Annotated in this window: 14 protein-coding genes; 4 read left to right on the plus strand and 10 right to left on the minus strand. The window is 66.4% G+C overall.

From position 1 onward, the window contains the following. Positions 1–6: 6 nt before the first annotated feature. The 4 genes from BM167_RS09030 to BM167_RS09045 all read right to left on the minus strand — a co-directional run bounded on the left by BM167_RS09030 (position 7) and on the right by BM167_RS09045 (position 3,271). Complete coding sequence (locus BM167_RS09030; protein WP_092891681.1) at positions 7–726, minus strand: ferredoxin--NADP reductase; 720 nt, start codon at positions 724–726, stop codon at positions 7–9. Positions 727–807: 81 nt separating this feature from the next. Further along, the gene (locus tag BM167_RS09035) at positions 808–1,593 is read right to left on the minus strand and encodes a formate/nitrite transporter family protein (RefSeq protein ID WP_092893037.1); all 786 of its coding nucleotides are present in this window, start codon (positions 1,591–1,593) and stop codon (positions 808–810) included. A gap of 72 nt (positions 1,594–1,665) precedes the next feature. After that, positions 1,666–2,766, minus strand: a complete 1,101-nt coding sequence (locus tag BM167_RS09040; protein WP_092891683.1) for an oxidoreductase — start codon at positions 2,764–2,766, stop codon at positions 1,666–1,668. Between the two features lie 148 nt (positions 2,767–2,914). Continuing rightward, a complete protein-coding gene (locus tag BM167_RS09045) occupies positions 2,915–3,271 on the minus strand; it encodes a Rossmann-fold NAD(P)-binding domain-containing protein (protein WP_092891685.1) in 357 nt (118 codons plus the stop codon). A gap of 430 nt (positions 3,272–3,701) precedes the next feature. Here BM167_RS09045 and BM167_RS09055 point away from each other — a divergent pair, with 430 nt between their 5' ends. From BM167_RS09055 to BM167_RS09065, 3 genes are all read left to right on the plus strand, one after another. Then, on the plus strand, positions 3,702–4,799 hold the full coding sequence (locus BM167_RS09055; protein WP_092891689.1) for a glutamate-cysteine ligase family protein: 1,098 nt from the start codon (positions 3,702–3,704) through the stop codon (positions 4,797–4,799). Between the two features lie 149 nt (positions 4,800–4,948). Beyond that, positions 4,949–6,061: a pyridoxal-phosphate-dependent aminotransferase family protein gene (locus tag BM167_RS09060; protein ID WP_092893039.1), complete on the plus strand. Its 1,113-nt coding sequence runs from the start codon at positions 4,949–4,951 to the stop codon at positions 6,059–6,061. A gap of 144 nt (positions 6,062–6,205) precedes the next feature. Then, positions 6,206–7,045, plus strand: a complete 840-nt coding sequence (locus BM167_RS09065) for an SDR family NAD(P)-dependent oxidoreductase (protein ID WP_092891691.1) — start codon at positions 6,206–6,208, stop codon at positions 7,043–7,045. 370 nt (positions 7,046–7,415) lie between these two features. Here BM167_RS09065 and BM167_RS09070 read toward each other — a convergent pair whose 3' ends face one another. From BM167_RS09070 to BM167_RS09080, 3 genes are all read right to left on the minus strand, one after another. Further along, positions 7,416–7,835: a CBS domain-containing protein gene (locus BM167_RS09070; RefSeq protein WP_092891693.1), complete on the minus strand. Its 420-nt coding sequence runs from the start codon at positions 7,833–7,835 to the stop codon at positions 7,416–7,418. A gap of 614 nt (positions 7,836–8,449) precedes the next feature. Continuing rightward, entirely contained in the window at positions 8,450–9,835 is a 1,386-nt protein-coding gene (locus BM167_RS09075; protein WP_092891695.1) for an NAD(P)/FAD-dependent oxidoreductase, read from the minus strand. A gap of 90 nt (positions 9,836–9,925) precedes the next feature. After that, positions 9,926–11,716: an ATP-binding protein gene (locus BM167_RS09080; protein WP_092891697.1), complete on the minus strand. Its 1,791-nt coding sequence runs from the start codon at positions 11,714–11,716 to the stop codon at positions 9,926–9,928. A gap of 152 nt (positions 11,717–11,868) precedes the next feature. Between BM167_RS09080 and BM167_RS09085 the strand changes: the two genes are divergently transcribed. Then, entirely contained in the window at positions 11,869–12,834 is a 966-nt protein-coding gene (locus tag BM167_RS09085; protein ID WP_092891699.1) for a D-2-hydroxyacid dehydrogenase, read from the plus strand. A 5-nt stretch (positions 12,835–12,839) separates the two neighbouring features. Here BM167_RS09085 and BM167_RS09090 read toward each other — a convergent pair whose 3' ends face one another. The 3 genes from BM167_RS09090 to asd all read right to left on the minus strand — a co-directional run bounded on the left by BM167_RS09090 (position 12,840) and on the right by asd (position 15,321). Next, the gene (locus BM167_RS09090) at positions 12,840–13,298 is read right to left on the minus strand and encodes a response regulator (RefSeq protein ID WP_092891701.1); all 459 of its coding nucleotides are present in this window, start codon (positions 13,296–13,298) and stop codon (positions 12,840–12,842) included. A 221-nt stretch (positions 13,299–13,519) separates the two neighbouring features. Then, positions 13,520–14,167 carry an AIM24 family protein gene (locus BM167_RS09095; protein ID WP_092891703.1) on the minus strand — a complete coding sequence of 216 codons (648 nt, stop codon included), beginning with the start codon at positions 14,165–14,167 and terminating at the stop codon, positions 13,520–13,522. Positions 14,168–14,286: 119 nt separating this feature from the next. Further along, positions 14,287–15,321, minus strand: a complete 1,035-nt coding sequence (gene asd / locus BM167_RS09100) for an aspartate-semialdehyde dehydrogenase (protein ID WP_092891705.1) — start codon at positions 15,319–15,321, stop codon at positions 14,287–14,289. Positions 15,322–15,381: the final 60 nt, after the last annotated feature.

Genomic DNA, 15,381 nt, shown 5'->3' on the forward strand with positions numbered 1-15,381 from the left:
CGACCGTCACTCCTCGGCGGCGTCCGCCTCCCAGCCCTCGGTGTAGATGTGCTCGTCCGCGACGCCCGCCGATTCGAGGAGGTCGGCCGTCTCGACGACCATCTCGGGGACGCCGCAGACGTAGAAGTCTGTGTCTTCCAGACCGACCGTCTCTTCGAGTGCTTCGGGGAGGTGGTCCTGGACGTGACCCGTGCGGCCGTCCCACGCCTCGTCGTCGGCGTCAGAGAGGACGTAGTCGGCCGAGACGTTCCCGTGTTCCGCCCGGAGTTGGTCGATGCTCTCGCGGAAGACGACGTGCGATTGGTCGCGTTCGCCGAAGACGAGGTGGGCGTCGCCGGTTCCCTCGGCGGCGTACTGCTTGAACATCGGGTAGAGTGGCGTGATTCCCGTGCCCGTCGCCACGAACGCGGCGTCGCGGTCGAAGTCGCGCACGTGGAGGTTGCCGTCGACGGGTTCTATCTCTATCTCGTCGCCCGGCGTTCGGTCGTGCATGTAGACCGAGGCGTTCCCGTCGTCGTACCGCTTTATCGCGAGGACGAGTTCGTTCGTGCCCGGGAGGGTGGCGGCCGTGTACGGCCGCGTCCCCTCCTCGTCGTCGCTCTCGAAGTGGACCGCGGTGTGTTGGCCCGGTCGGTAATCGAACGTGTGGTCGTCGGCGACGAGTCGGAACTGCTTCACGTCCGGGGTCATCCGATGGACGTCGGCGACGGTGACGGTAATCGACATACGCGAGATTCGGACGGGGAGCAAAAATGCGTGCTGGCGGCGATTCGCGCGGCGAGCGACCGGACGCCGGAGAGTCTCGTCTCAGTTCTCTGATTCCTCTGCGCCGATGGCCTGCGTGATGTGCGTGAGGGTGACTAACCCGAGTCCGCCGACGAGGTTGCCCGCGGTGACGAGGCCCGTCGTCGTCGCCAGTTCGACGAGGCCGATGGGCGCGCCGAACAGCATCCCGAAGACGACGTGCAGCATCGTGACGATAACGTGGTCGAACGGGCCGAGGGTCAACAGGACGCCGACGATGTAGGACATCGCGATGCGGCTTCCGACGCTGTTTACGGCTTCGAGGAGAAAAGAGAGCAGGACGACGAGTGCGCCGCCGACGATGGCCGCCGCGAACTCCGTCGTCGGCGGGCGGCGGATGAACTCTTCGGCGAACGTGCGGAGGGCGTGGACGGTACCCTCCGGTAACACGCCGTTGACGGAGAAGATGTAAGCCATGAGGACGCCGCCGACGAGGTTGACCGCGAAGGTGACGCTCCACAGGCGGAGGAGCGACCCGACCATCCACGAGTCTGCGTCCACCGCCTTCGCCACCGGGTCGTAGAAGTTCTCGTTGAACAGTTCCGCCCGCCCGACGACCAAGAACACGAGGCTCACGCCGAACGCGAGTGCGCCCGCGATGGTGGCTATCTCCCCGAACTGCGGTTTGACGAACGCGTGGACGATGCCGAGAGCGACGATTCCGAAGACGACGGTGAAGCCGGCGATGAAACTCGTCGAGACGAGTTCGAGCATCGACTGGTCGAGGCGGCGTTCCCCCTCCTCGATGGCCCGTTCGAAAATCTCTGCGGGAGTCGGCGCGACAGACACGTCCTGATAGTCGGCAGACACGATAAAAAGCGACGTGGCCGGGTTCGAGGGGTCGCCCAGCCCATCCGGGCCTCAGTCGTCGCTCGGAATCTCGGCGTCGCTTATCGAGACGTCCGGTTCGAATATCAGAGCCGGGTCGAGTTCGTCGAGTGCCTCGCCGCGGCGGACGCGGTTCGGCCAGTCGTGGTTCGCGAGTGCGCCGGTGCCCTGCGTCACGATATCCGCTCCGTCGGCCAGCGCTTCGCGCGCCTTCTCGGGGGTTCCGAGACCGCCGTTTGCGAACACGACGGTGTCGCCGTACCGGACGGCCAACTCGGTGAGCGTCGGTCCCTCGCCGCCGAACGCCGGGTCCGTCGCCACGGGTTCGGTGACGTGGATGAAGTCGGCGTCCGCGTCGGTGAACGCCTCGAAGACGGCCTCCGCGGTGGCCTCTCCGTCGGGCCACGTCCGCTCTTCGTCCGTGACCGCGACCTGAGAGACGCGGACGCCGACGACGAACTCTTCGGGCGTCGCGTCGCGAATCGCCGAGACGACTTCGGCCGGGAAGCGCGCCCGCGCCTCGGGACTGCCGCCGTACTCGTCGTCGCGTTCGTTCACGAGGGGGTCGACGAACTCGTGGAGCAGGTAGCCGTTCGCGGCGTGGACTTCGACGCCGTCGAATCCGGCCTCGACCGCCCGTTTCGCGGACGCGACGAACCCGGATTTCACCTCGGCCAGTCCGTCGCCGTCCAGCGCCTCGGCTTCGGGAAACTCCCCGGACCCGCCGTACATCTCCGCCATCTCGCCCGGCGCGCGGTACCGCGACGGAGCCACGAGGCCCTCGCCGTAGCGGTTACCCTGCCCCTGCGCGCCGGCGTGCATGAGTTGCGCGAACATCGGAGTCCCCTCCTCGTGAACCGCATCGACGACCTGCGACCACGAATCCGCCTGTTCGTCGGTCGCGAGGCCGGGTTGGTTCGGGTACCCCTGGCTGTGGGCCGTGTCCGGATGGACGCCCTCGGTGATGAGAACGGAGAATCCGCCGCGGGCGAACGAGGCGTAGTAGTCCGCCATCCGCGCTGTCGCGTGCCCCTCGTCCGTCGCGCTCGTTCGCGTCATCGGCGCGAGGCCGACGCGGTTGTCGAGCGAACGTCCCTTCCACTCGAACGGCTCGAAAAGCGGGTCGTCTGTCACGACTCGACGTAACGGCCGTCCGGACTAAAGCCGCAGGCGCGGATGCGCGGCCCGCACACGACACGTGCGGTATCGCATCCCACGGGTCGGAGTCCTGCAACGTCCGAACGACCGTCAGATTCGCCTACGAATCCGGGCGTCGCCCGCGTCAGCGGGTCCGGTCCGTCTCGAATCGCTCTCGGTGGCCCTCGACGAACGTTCGCATCGCCGTCGGCTCTCGGCCGAGCACCCGCGCCACCTCGTCGGTCGTTCGAGACGAGAGACCGAAGCGAGTCACCTGATACTCCGCCAGCATGAACAGAACCATCGACGGCCGAACCCCCCATTCGAGCATCCGGCGAGCGAACGCCAGTCGCGACGGGTTCGCGTACGTTATCCGCCGGTCGAGGACCGCGCTGAATATCTCGGCCACCTCGGAGAAGTCCAGCGCCGTCGGCCCGGTGAGGTCGTACGCGCAATTCGCGTGTCCCGCCTCCGTGAGGGTACGCGCGGCGACGGCGCTCACGTCGCGGGAGTCGACGAATCCGAGCGCTCCGTCGCCAGCGGGAACGAAAATCTCGTCGCGAGCGGCTATCTCGGGGCGGTGTATCTTCTCTCGCGCGTCGAGTTCCGACGTGAAGTGACCGGGCGGTACCGCGCCGAACGCGGCCCCGTCGCCTCGTGCGTCCCCGTCCGTCCCGCGGACGGCGAGGGTGCCGCCGGCAGCGATGTCCGCCCGGCGCGCTCAGAGGCGGGAACTCCGAGGAACTGGACTATCTACCGTTTATTGCGCCGAGAGCGCAACTATCGGAAGCGATATCCGCGCGAGTACGCAATCTCGTTCGCAATATTCTCAAAAAACGAACGTTACCGAAAATAATTTGTTAACAGGTGGCACACGAAATCCCACGGCGGGTGGACGCGGACGACGCGGCTACCGGCCGAACATCCAACTCATGCGCGTCGGCATCGAAATCGAATACTGGCTCGTCGACGACGACGGCGTTCTCTCCGCGGCGGACGAGGTGATAACGGCCTGCGACGGCGTCGACTCCGAGATGGCGACCCCGTTGTTGGAGGTGAAGACGCCTCCCTGCGACTCCGTCGAGGAACTGACCGCGGTCCTCGGGGACCGACTCGGACGCGCCCGCGAGGCCGCGCGGTCACGCGGCACCCGTCTCGTCCCCTTGGGAACGCCGTTGAGCGACGAGCAGATTCCACGGCGAACGAGCACGCGAATCGACGTTCAACAGGCCGTCCTCGGCGACGACTTAGCTCACGCCGGCTACTGCGCGGGGACGCACCTGCACTTCGAACAGGCGAGCGTCACCGACCAACTCCGCGCTCTCACGGCTCTCGACCCGGCGTTCGCACTCGTCAACACCACACCGTACTACCGCAATCGCCGGGTGAGCGCCTGCGCACGGCCGTACGTCTACCGGCGACGGTGCTACCGGTCTCTTCCGGACCACGGACAGTTGTGGAGATACCCCGACTCGGCCGACGAGTGGCGGAGACGCGTCGAGAAGCGGTTCGACGCGTTCCTCGCGGCCGCCGCAGAGTGCGGAATCGACCGTGAGACAGTCGCCTCCGCGTTCTCGCCCGAGGACGCGGTCTGGGCACCGCTCTGTCTCCGGGACGACCTGGGGACCGTGGAGTGGCGGACGCCCGACGCCGCCTCTCCGCTCGAACTCTGTCGCCTCGCCGCCGACGTGGCGGACGTCGTCGAAACCGCAGTCGAAGACGGCACTCGAATCGGAGCGTCGCGCTCGAACGACGACGCACTGTCGCTCCCGCCGTTCGAGACGCTCCGCGACTGCGTCGATGCGGCCCTCGAACGGGGACTGGCGGCCCCGCGCGTCGGACGGCATCTCTCCCGGATGGGGTTCGACCCCGCCGAGTACCGCCCGTTCGGCGAGGAGATAGACGGCAGAGAGCGTCTCGACGCCGACGAGGCGCGGCGAATCCGACTCCGGGCCGCGGACCGCCTGGACCGCGACGTCGAACGCCTCCGCGGGGCGACGACGCCGCGACGGGAGCTATCTCGGGGGTGAGTCCCGCGGAGACGGCTCGCTTCGTCCCCTCGAACGTTCCCGTCGCACCGCGAACCGTCCGGCGCACCGGCCGTCGGTTCGTCGCCCCTGCGCCGAATCAAAAGTACCATGGGACCGCGATGCACAGGGGACCTTATTAGGTGGATCACGTGACCGAGAAACGCGAATACAGAGACGACTATCCGGACAAGACGCTGTACATCCCGGGTCCGACGGAGGTGCGAGAGGACGTCGTGGAGGCGATGTGCGAACCGATGTTCGGTCACCGCATGGACCGCATGACGGACCTGTACACGACCATCGTCGAGGACACGAGGGAGTTCCTCGGAACCGACAACGACGCGATAATCCTCACGGCGTCGGGCACGGAGTTTTGGGAGGCGTCGACGCTCAACCTCGTCGACGAGAACATCTTAGTGCCGACCTGCGGGAGTTTCAGCGAACGCCACGCCAACGTGGCCGAGCGACTGGGCAAGAACGTCGATAGACTGGAGTACGAGTGGGGGCAAGCGGTCAAACCCGAGGACGTCCGCGCGGCGATAGAGGAGAGCGAAAACGAGTACGACGTCGTCGCCTGCGTGATGAACGAGTCCTCGACGGGCGTCCGCAACCCCATCGAGGAGGTGGGCGACGTCGTCGCGGAGTACCCGGACACGTACTTCGTCGTCGACGCGGTGTCGTCTCTGGGCGGCGACTACGTCGACATCGACGAACACGAAATCGACGTCATCTTCGCCTCGACGCAGAAGGCGTTCGCGATGCCGCCCGGCCTCGCCGTCTGCATCGTCAGCGAGGACGCCTACGAACGCGAAGTGGAGAAAGACTCCGCGTCGTGGTACGGCGGGTTCCAGCGAGCGCTCGACTACTACGACCGGAAGGGTCAGACGCACTCCACCCCGGCGATTCCCGTCATGCTGGCCTACCGCGAACAGATGAAGCACATGCTCGACGAAGGCCACGCGAGGCGCGACGAACGCCACCGGGAGATGGCCGAGTACACCCGCGAGTGGGCCCGCGACCACTTCGATATGTTCCCCGAAGCGGGCTACGAGTCTCAGACCGTGAGTTGCATTGAGAACACGCAGGGAATCGACGTCGCGGAGACGATAGACACCGTCTCCGAGGAGTACGACATGGTGTTCTCGAACGGGTACGGCTCGGCGCTCGGCGAAGAGACGTTCCGCATCGGCCACATGGGCGAACACGACGTCGAGTCGATACAGGCGCTGACCGACGCCATCGAAGACGTCGCGGGACTGTAGACGGACGTAGCCGACGCGGAGAACGACGGCCGGACCCGGCCGGTCGGTCCGGTCGCTTCCTCGGAGACTCACCGTTTCGACCGGAAAGCCCGCTTCCCAAAGGGATACGTCGGGCCGACGAATCTGTAACCCAGTGAGTCAACTATGAGAGGGTTATCCGGGAAGACGGCGCTCGTGACGGGTGCGGGGTCGGGAATCGGACGCGCGTCCGCGCGTCGCTTCGCCGAAGAGGGCGCCGACGTCGTCGTCGCCGACGTCATCGAAGAGACCGGCCGCGAAACGGTCGGGCTCATCGAGGACGCGGGCGGAAACGCCCGCTTCGTCGAGGTGGACGTCTCCGACCTCGCGTCCGTCGAGCGGATGGTCGATATCGCGGTTGAGACGTACGGAAGTCTGGATTTCGCGCACAACAACGCGGGAATCCTCACCGATTTCGTGGAGGTGACCGAACTCGAAGAGGAGCGGTGGGACAGACTGATCGATATCAACCTGAAGGGTATCTGGGCGTGTCTGAAGGCTGAACTCCCCGTCATGGTCGAACAGGGACACGGCGCTATCGTCAACACCGCGTCCGAGGCTGGCTTGGTGGGGATGGGCGGCCTCGCGAGCTATTCGGCCAGCAAACACGGCGTCGTCGGCCTCACCAAGACGGTCGCACTCGAATACGCCACTCGCGGCGTCCGGGTCAACGCGATCGCGCCCGGACCGACGAAGACGAACATCCAGTCGGGCTTGCTGGGCGGCGCCAGCGGGTCGTCTCCGACGTCTCTACGGGAGCGTGTCGGGACGGCCATCAAACTCCTGCGGACGGCGATTCGGACGCTCCGAGCCGACTTCGATACGTCCGCGATGCGGGACGTGCCGATGGACCGCATCGCCGAACCCGAGGAGATGGCCGGCGCGGTGGCGTTTCTCTGCTCGTCCGACGCGTCGTACATCACCGGGCATACGGTCCCCATCGACGGCGGTCAGGCGGCCGACTGAGTCCCCCACACCACAGTTCTCGGGGCGTCGGTCTCCGTGGAGTGCGTCCGCGATAGCGACGCGGGCGCGGTCGACCGTTCGGAACGTCAGGAAGCCGTGACCCACGTCGTCGTAGTTCTCGTAGCGGGTGGACACGCCGTCGCGGACGAGTTGCTCGGCGTACGCTCTGCCGCCGTCGTGGAGCGGGGTCGTATCTGGAGCGTCCAGTTGGGATGGCGACTCGCCGCTTCTCGTAGGGTAGCGTCGCCCGCGTCGGTGCGGCGGCCACTCGCGGTCGTCGCCGGTGCTCGACGACTCCCGAGAGACGGGATCGAACGGACCCGTCGCCGTCGAACGTGAACCGTCGTCGCTCGGTGGCGACCCGCGTCAGTCAGTATTCGGGTCGCTGGGCGCGAATCACGTCTGCGAACTGCTGGTGTTCGTCGGCGAGCAGTTCGTTCAGATCGTCTCCCGTGATGATGCCCACGAGGGACTCGCCCTCGCAGATGGGTAGCCGTCGGATTCCGTGTTCGGCCATCAAGTCGGTGGCCTCGTAGAACCCGGTGTCACTCTCGGCCGTACAGAGGTCGGCGGTCATCACGTCTTCGGCGGTCTGTTCGCTCGGGGAGCGCTCTTCGCCGAGCACGCGAACCGCCAGGTCGCGGTCCGTGACGATACCGACCGGCGTCTCTCCGTCCGTGATCACGATACTCCCCACGTTCTCTTCGTCCATGGTCGCCGCGAGGTCGGTCACCGGCGTGTCCGAGTCGCCGGTCACAACGTCGCTTCGGGCGAGGTCTTCGATTGGCATTGGTGGTCCCTCGCAAATGAGTTCGACGCGCACCGTATTAGGAACCGTTATGATTACCAGAATACAGGAATCTTGTAGGCGGGTTTCCCTTTCGGCGGCGGAGAGCGAACCGCCGCCGAGAGACCGACACGAGAGGCTCGCGTTCGGTCAGTTCTTCTCTTGCGGCGGACGCGAAGTAGCGCTCTCGGCCACCCAGACGGGAGTCGTCCGGACCGGTCGTGGAGCTCTCTGGTAGTACAGTCGAAATGTCGCCCGAGACACTAACGGCCGGCATCATCCCGAGGCGGCGCGCCGCGTCAGCCGGGAAACCCTCGTGTCAGGCGGTCCGTCTTTCGGGCGCGGACGGTCCACTCCGCCGACGACTGCCGCCGTCGGCGGAGTCGTCGCTTTACGCGACTCCGTTCGGTCGCGTCTGCACGCCTTCCCGCACTCGGCCGCGTGTGCGGTCGGATGCGGATGTGGGTGCAGACGCGACCGAAATGTCGCACACCCGGGTTCTCCGTCTCCTCATCGCTCCCGTACTGGGACTACTCGGAGCGGGGACTAAGGTGCGCACGAGACGGTAGCGGGGCGAACCCAAAGAGCATTCCGACTGGACGGCCGCACACGGCGATTCAGACCGTGTACTCGGACTCGTTCAGTTGGACGTACTTTCCCTTTCGGTACTTGAACTTCGCCTTCTTGTACGCGGTGACGAGGCGGGCGGCGTTGAGTCCGGCCCCGATTTTCGAGGTTTTGAACAGTTCCGGCCCCGAATCGACCTGCAGTTTCCGCGCCGTCGAGAACGCCCAGTCCCAGTCGTCGGGACCGTAGTCGCGGACGATGTCCGCGAAGGCGACGTTCCGGTGGACTTCCTCGCCGATGGCCTCCTTCCATCGAGCGTTGTACGGCGTCAGGTCACCCTCCGCGGCGAGTTCCCCCGCGATGGCACCGGTTCGGACGGCGACGTGGTCGCCGCCCTCGTGGAACGCGGAGGTGGCGCCCATCGCGCCGCCGACGACGGCGATTCCGGCTCTCGTCGGCGAGTCGATGGGTCGCGTCGAGGAGATGGCGTACGTCTCCGTCCCCTTCGTCTTCCCGCGGTCCTCGACGAGGGGAAAGTCCTCCTCGATATCGTACTCGTCGCCGTACTCCTGTTCGAGGAGGCGGCGGACGTACTCTTTGCCCTGCGGGATTCGCTCGTCGTCCTCGCGGAGGAGCGCGTACTTCTCTCGGTCTGTCACCTCGTCTATGTCCAACCCGATGGGCATCGTCAGGCCGATTCGGGCGACGGTGCCGTCGTTCGGGAATATCCACGGGTAGGCGGTGTGGCCCGGCATGTACCCCCACCAGAACTTGATGGCGCCCGACACCTCGTCGTACACCTCCTCGGGGAGGCGTCTGTGCTCTTGGTAGGCGATGTGGTTGACCGTCGTCGTCGACAGTTGGTCCGTGATGTCGAACGAGACGAACCGGTCTAAGACCTTGTTCGTCACCGTCCGCTGGGGGCCATCGGCGAGGACGACGAAGTCGGCGGCGACGTCTTCGCCGTTGGCGAGGCGGACGACGTGGCGCGGGCCGTCGCCCCCCGCTTCCGCGTCCGTCTCAACGTCGCGGACGGACGCTTTCACGCGGTATGACGCGCCCGCCTCCTCGGCCCTGTCGCGCATCCAGTCGTCGAACTTCGCGCGGTGGAAACAGTAGCCGAACTCGTCGTACGACGACTCGATGCCCGTCTTCCGGAGGACGAGAGACTCGCTCGGACCGACGAACTCCGCGCGGTCGAGGTGGCTGAGGACGACGTCGTCGGGCATCTCGTCGGGGTGGATGCCCATGATGTCCACCCAGTAGTCGAGGATGCCCGCCGCGTCCGTCGAGTCAGAGCCGAGTCGGTCGGGCCGGTCTGCCCGGGGGACTCCCTTCTCCAGCACCACCGCCGACGCGCCCCGCGACGCCGCGGCGTGTGCGGCGGACGACCCCGCGGGCCCACCGCCGACGATGGCTACGTCGAATCGCTCCATACCCCGTATCGAACCTTGCGGCGGTAATAAACCCCCTGAACCGACACGCGCACCGACGGGTTCGACCCGTCCGCCGCCGTCGAATCGGCGTCAGTCGTCGTCGCCGTCTCTCGCGGATTCGGTCGGGACGGCTCCGGTCGACTCGGCGTTTCGGTTCGTGAGGACGCCGTCGAAGGCGAACGTCGCGCCGGGACCACCGCCGGGTATCGAGACGGTCCACCCGTGGGACTCGGCCATCGTCCGGACGATAGCGAGGCCGAGTCCGTTCCCCCGTCGCGAGGTGGTGTAGCCGTACTCGAACACCCGCGCCCGTTCGTCGGCGTCGATACCGGGGCCGTCGTCGCGGACGACGAACCCGCCGCCGGTCAGTTCGACTTCGATGGTCACGTCCCGACCGGCGTGGTGGATGCTGTTCGAAAAGAGGTTCTCGAACACGCTGACGAGGCGAGAGCGGTCTGCGACCAGTTCGCCGTCGCCCGCGACGAGCAGTGTCGCGTCCCCCGTCTCCACCGTCTGCCACGCCTCTCGGGCGACGGCACCGAACGACAGACGTTCGGTCTCTTCGACGGATTTCCCTTTCCTCGCCAGCGTTTGGATGTCCTCGACTATCTCGCGCATTCGCTCGTGCGTCCGCGTCACCGTCTCGAACGCGTCGCGGAGTGCGGCCGACTCGGCGTCGGTCAGGTCGCCGTCGGCCGCCGCCTCGACGTCCGCGCTCACGAGTTCGAGGTAGCCCTGCGCGACGTTCAGCGGGTTCCGAAGGTCGTGCGTCACCGTCCGGGCGAACTGGTCGAGTTGCTCGTTCTGTCGTTCGAGTTCCCGGCGGTACGTCGCGAGGTCGGTCACGTCGCGGAAGACGAGCGCGTGTCCGAGCGTCGCGTCCGCGGATAGCGGAGAGACGCGCACCGAGTAGTGAATCCTCTCGTCGTCCCGGGTAATCGTGACCTCCTCGGTTCGCGTGTCACCGCCCCGCGCGTCGGGGCGTCGGCCGGGCGAGACGACGGACGCGAGTTCCGGACAGGCGGTTCGGTACGGCTCTCCGACGGCTAGTTCGCCTCCCGACCCCCGGCACAAGGTCTCTGCGGCGGCGTTGTAGTCGGCGACTCGCCCCTCGCCGTCGAGGACCACCACGGGGTCCGTGAACTCCTCGAACAGCACGTCCCGCGCCACCGGTTCGATGGTGAGCAGACCGCTTTTGAACACCGCCGTCGCCGACCCGACGGCGAAAAACCCGATGCCGAGAGCCGTGTGGTCGAACGTCGGAACGGGGGCGAACCCGGCACCCGCGACGACCGCCGGGGCCGCAGAGCCGATTCCCGAAACCGTGAGGGCGAACACGGCGGTCGAAGGGCGGTGTCGTGACCGGAGAAAGAGCGACGCGAGGCGGACGACTCCGGCCCAGATACCGACCGCCGCGTAGACGAATCCGAGCAGACCCACCGGCGTTGTCTCGCTGGACGCGTGGACGAACGGCGCGTCGGTGACGACGGTCACCGACCCCAACAGATCGTGGAACGGCATCGTCACCGTCAACGCGGTGAGGACGACGTAGCCGACGGTCATGGCGAGCATGTCCGGCGACCGCAACGTCACCTCGCGCCCGGCGTACGTCGACGCGAAGTAGAACCAGACGACGACGGAGGACAGAGAGAGGACGGTCCGGGCGGTGGCGGCGACGGCCACGAGCGTCGGGTCGGACCAGACGACTTCGAGAAACGACGAGACTCCCCACAGCGTATCGACCAGCATCAGACCCGTAAAGAGGGCCGCGTCGGACGCAGTCGCGTACCGGTGTGCCCAGACGCCGACGCCGAACGCCAACCCGGCGGAGACCAAGAGCGCAGAGGCGTACACCGCCGCCAGCGACAGAGTCGGCGACATCGTTCACGTCTTCGGTAGTCTGTTCGGTAATAATTCATTCGAACGAGAGAGAACGAAGACGGCGGACGGGGGAGGGCCGGCCTCGCGCCCGAAGAGAGCGCGGACGTCCGAACGGGTGAACATTTACCACCTTCCCGAGACGTTGGTACTCGATGACCGACGCCGACATCGTCGTCTTACGGCAGAAGATTCACGGACTGTCCGCCGAGGGGTACGCAGAGGAACTCCGCGCGCGACTTCCCGACAGAGACGTCGTCCTCGCGCGCACCCCCGCCGAGGAACGCGAACTCCTCAGAGAAGCGTCGGTGGCGACGGGACTCACCGTCGAGGAGGATATCCTCGCGGAGGCCGAGAACCTGCGTCTGTTCGCGTGCGTCTACGCCGGGACGGGGCACCTCCCGATGGACGCTCTCGAAGATCACGGCGTCGCCGTCACGAACGCCTCCGGCGTCCACGGACCCAACATCGCAGAGCAGGTGGTCGGCTCCATCCTCTCTTTCACCCGCCGGTTCCACGTCGCGTGGGAGCAAAAACGGGACCGGCAGTGGCAGTCCTACCAGACGCGCGAACTGCAGGGGTCGACGGTCACCGTCGTGGGTCTGGGCGCACTCGGCGAGGCCACCGTGGACCGACTCGACTCCTTCGGCGTCGAAACCGTCGGCGTCCGGTACTCCCCCGAGAAGGGCGGACCGACCGACGAGGTGGTCGGACTCGAAGACGAACGGGGGTTTCACGACGCCCTCGCGCGGTCCGAGTACGTCGTCGTCGCCTGCCCTCTGACGGAGACGACGCGCGGCCTCGTCGATGCGAACGCGTTCCGGTCGATGCCGCCGGACGCCGTCCTCGTCAACGTCGGCCGCGGACCGATAGTGGAGACGGACGCCCTCGTGGACGCCCTTCGGTCGAACGCCATCCGGGGTGCGGCCCTCGACGTGACGGACCCCGAACCTCTCCCCGAGGACCACGAACTGTGGACGTTCGACAACGTTCTCATCACCCCCCACAACGCCGGTCACACGCCGAAGTACTGGGAGCGTCTCTCCGGCATCGTCGCTCGGAACCTCGAACGCGTCGACGAGACTGGTGCGTTCGAAGGGTTGGAGAATCAGGTGCTATAGCCGCGCTACGCGAGGGACGGAAGCCGCGCCTGCTCGAACCAGAACCGTTCGACCGCTTTCACGACCGACGTGAACTCCTCTGTGTCCGTCGGTTTCCGCAGATACGCGTTGACGTGGGCGTCGTAGCAGCGTTCGATATCCTCTCGCCCCTCGGACCCCGTGAGTACGATCACCGGGAGCGCTCGGAGTTCCGGGTCGTCGCGTATCGCTTCGAGGACCGCACAGCCGTCTGTTCCGGGAAGTTTCAGATCCAGGAGGGCGATATCCGGAAGCGAGGCGGGGTCGTCTGCGGCCTGTTCTCTCAAGCGGTCGATAGCCTCGTCTCCGTCCGTGACGGAACGCAGTCTCGCTCGACTCTTCGCCGCTTTCAGCGCCTCCCGCACGAGGCGAACGTCGCCGGGGTTGTCTTCGACGAGGAGGACGTCGACCGGGTCGTCGCGGGTCTGTCGGGAGGCGGTGGTCATGGTAGGTCTGGCGAGTGCGGATTCTGTGATGCGCCCGTGACCGTTACACGACTACTCCGCCGTCGATACCCCGTTCGCGGGGGAGACGCACAGTGCAAAGTTTCTCGCAACCGAGAGGAGGCGCCGAAGGCGTATCAAATCGCATCTTAACCCGGAACGTAACACAACCCCGCGGCGACATGGCGTGCGACCCGCGGCCGTCCGACGCTCGGTTCTCGCTGTTACTCCTCGTACGGTTGGACGACGACGAACCCCTCGGGCCCTTCGAACTCCATCTGGATGGTCTCCCCGGAGGTCTGGCCGATTTCGAACGTCTTGTTCGTCCCGAGAGACGGCGAGAGGTCGGTGCTCCACGCGACGGTGGCGTCCGGGTCGGTGACAACGGGCGGCGTCAGGACGAGCGGGTCCCCGTGCGTCGAGACGGCGACCGTCCCGGGGCCGTCGAGGTAGACGTTCGTCAGGCCGCCGGAGACGGCCTCCGAGACGCTTCCGACGGTGTCGATTTCGTAGTCGACGGCCGACTCGAACGCGAGGACGTCGTTTCCGTTGACCGAGATGGACTCCGACTCGCCGAGGTCGAGTATCTGGACCGTCTTGCCCCGGTCGGCGACGTAGACGCGGCCGCTTCCCTCCGCCTCCATGATCGGCGTCCCCTCGTTCGTCACCGCGTCCTTGACGAACCCGGTGAGTCCGCCCTCGGCCGACGACTTCCCGGTGAACGTCACGTCGCCGGTGTATCCGACCATCGACCCGGCTTTGATGAACACCGTGCCGTCGACCGGTACGTCCAACAGTCGCTTGTTCTGCGTCCGAAATCCGGCGTCGCCGTCGACCGGAGCGTTCGCTCGCGTGAACTCGTCTAACTCCATGGTGACAACCGATTGATCTGTATTCCGATTGTAACTTAGTTTCTTCGAACGGCGGCGTCACCGGTCGCACCGTGCCTCGCCCGAGAGCGAAAGAGAGTCCGCCGAGAGACCCGCGGTCGTTAGATGTAGCCCTCTTCGACGAGGAGTTCGCCGTTGAGAAGCGACGCGCCCGCCGCGCCGCGAATCGTGTTGTGAGCGAGGCAGTTGTACTTCAGACCGCCTGCGGTCTCCTGAATTCCGCCCGCCGAAATCTGCATCCCGTTCCCTCGTTCGCGGTCCAGGCGGGGTTGCGGCCGACTCGGGTCCTCGAAGACGTGGATGAGTTGCTCGGGCGAACTGTGCAGGTCCACGTTCGGGTAGTCGCGCATCGCTTCCGCGGCGTCTTCGGGCGAGACGTCCTCCGCCGTCTCGGCGAAGACGTTCTCTAAGTGGCCGTCGAGCGTCGGGATGCGGTTACAGGAGGCGGCGACGTCCATCTCGTGGAGGCTCAGTTCCGCGCCGTCGAAGTCGCCGAGCAGTTTCCGCGACTCCGTCTCCATCTTGCTCTCCTCGCCGCCGATGTGGGGGACGGCGTTGTCGATAATCTCCATCGACGTGACGCCCGAGTAGCCCGCACCGGAGACGGCCTGTAGCGTCGAGACGTGGACGTTCTCCAGTCCGAACCGGTCGAGGGCGGCCAGCGTCGGAACCATCGTGATGGTCGAACAGTTCGGGTTCTTCACGAGTGCGCCGTCCCATCCGCGTTCGTCCCGTTGCACCTCGATGAGTTCGAGGTGGCCCGGGTTCACCTCGGGGATGGTGAGGGGAACGTCCGGGGCCATCCGGTCGTTCGAGGAGTTCGAGGAGACGACGTACCCCTCGTGGAGGAATCCGGGTTCGACGTCCGCGGCGACGCCGGACGGGAGCGACGAAAAGAGGAGGTCCACGTCGTCCGGCACCGCCTCGGGTGCCGTCTCCGTGACGGTCATCTCCGCGACGTCCTCCGGAATCGGCGCGTTGACGCGCCACTTGGCCGCCTCCCCGTACGTCTTGCCCGCACTCGCTTCGCTCGCGGTCAGCGCCGCGAGTTCGAACGTCGGGTGGTTCTCCAGTAGTTGAATGAATCGCTGCCCGACCGCTCCGGTTGCGCCGAGGATTCCGACTCGTACTGCCATTGGCGTGAGGTTCCGTACCACGGCCATAAGGCCGTTTGGATTCGAGCCGTATTTCACGAA

Origin of the sequence: Halopelagius inordinatus (genome assembly GCF_900113245.1) — an archaeon.
Lineage (GTDB): Archaea > Halobacteriota > Halobacteria > Halobacteriales > Haloferacaceae > Halopelagius > Halopelagius inordinatus.

What these genes read in the sequence shown, in the direction of transcription:
- BM167_RS09030 (WP_092891681.1), bottom strand. Translation starts at nt 726, where the DNA reads ATGTCGATTACCGTCACCGTCGCCGACGTCCATCGGATGACCCCGGAC.
- BM167_RS09055 (WP_092891689.1), top strand. Translation starts at nt 3,702, where the DNA reads ATGCGCGTCGGCATCGAAATCGAATACTGGCTCGTCGACGACGACGGC.
- BM167_RS09065 (WP_092891691.1), top strand. Translation starts at nt 6,206, where the DNA reads ATGAGAGGGTTATCCGGGAAGACGGCGCTCGTGACGGGTGCGGGGTCG.
- BM167_RS09070 (WP_092891693.1), bottom strand. Translation starts at nt 7,835, where the DNA reads ATGCCAATCGAAGACCTCGCCCGAAGCGACGTTGTGACCGGCGACTCG.
- BM167_RS09075 (WP_092891695.1), bottom strand. Translation starts at nt 9,835, where the DNA reads ATGGAGCGATTCGACGTAGCCATCGTCGGCGGTGGGCCCGCGGGGTCG.
- BM167_RS09080 (WP_092891697.1), bottom strand. Translation starts at nt 11,716, where the DNA reads ATGTCGCCGACTCTGTCGCTGGCGGCGGTGTACGCCTCTGCGCTCTTG.
- BM167_RS09085 (WP_092891699.1), top strand. Translation starts at nt 11,869, where the DNA reads ATGACCGACGCCGACATCGTCGTCTTACGGCAGAAGATTCACGGACTG.
- BM167_RS09090 (WP_092891701.1), bottom strand. Translation starts at nt 13,298, where the DNA reads ATGACCACCGCCTCCCGACAGACCCGCGACGACCCGGTCGACGTCCTC.
- BM167_RS09095 (WP_092891703.1), bottom strand. Translation starts at nt 14,167, where the DNA reads ATGGAGTTAGACGAGTTCACGCGAGCGAACGCTCCGGTCGACGGCGAC.
- asd (WP_092891705.1), bottom strand. Translation starts at nt 15,321, where the DNA reads ATGGCAGTACGAGTCGGAATCCTCGGCGCAACCGGAGCGGTCGGGCAG.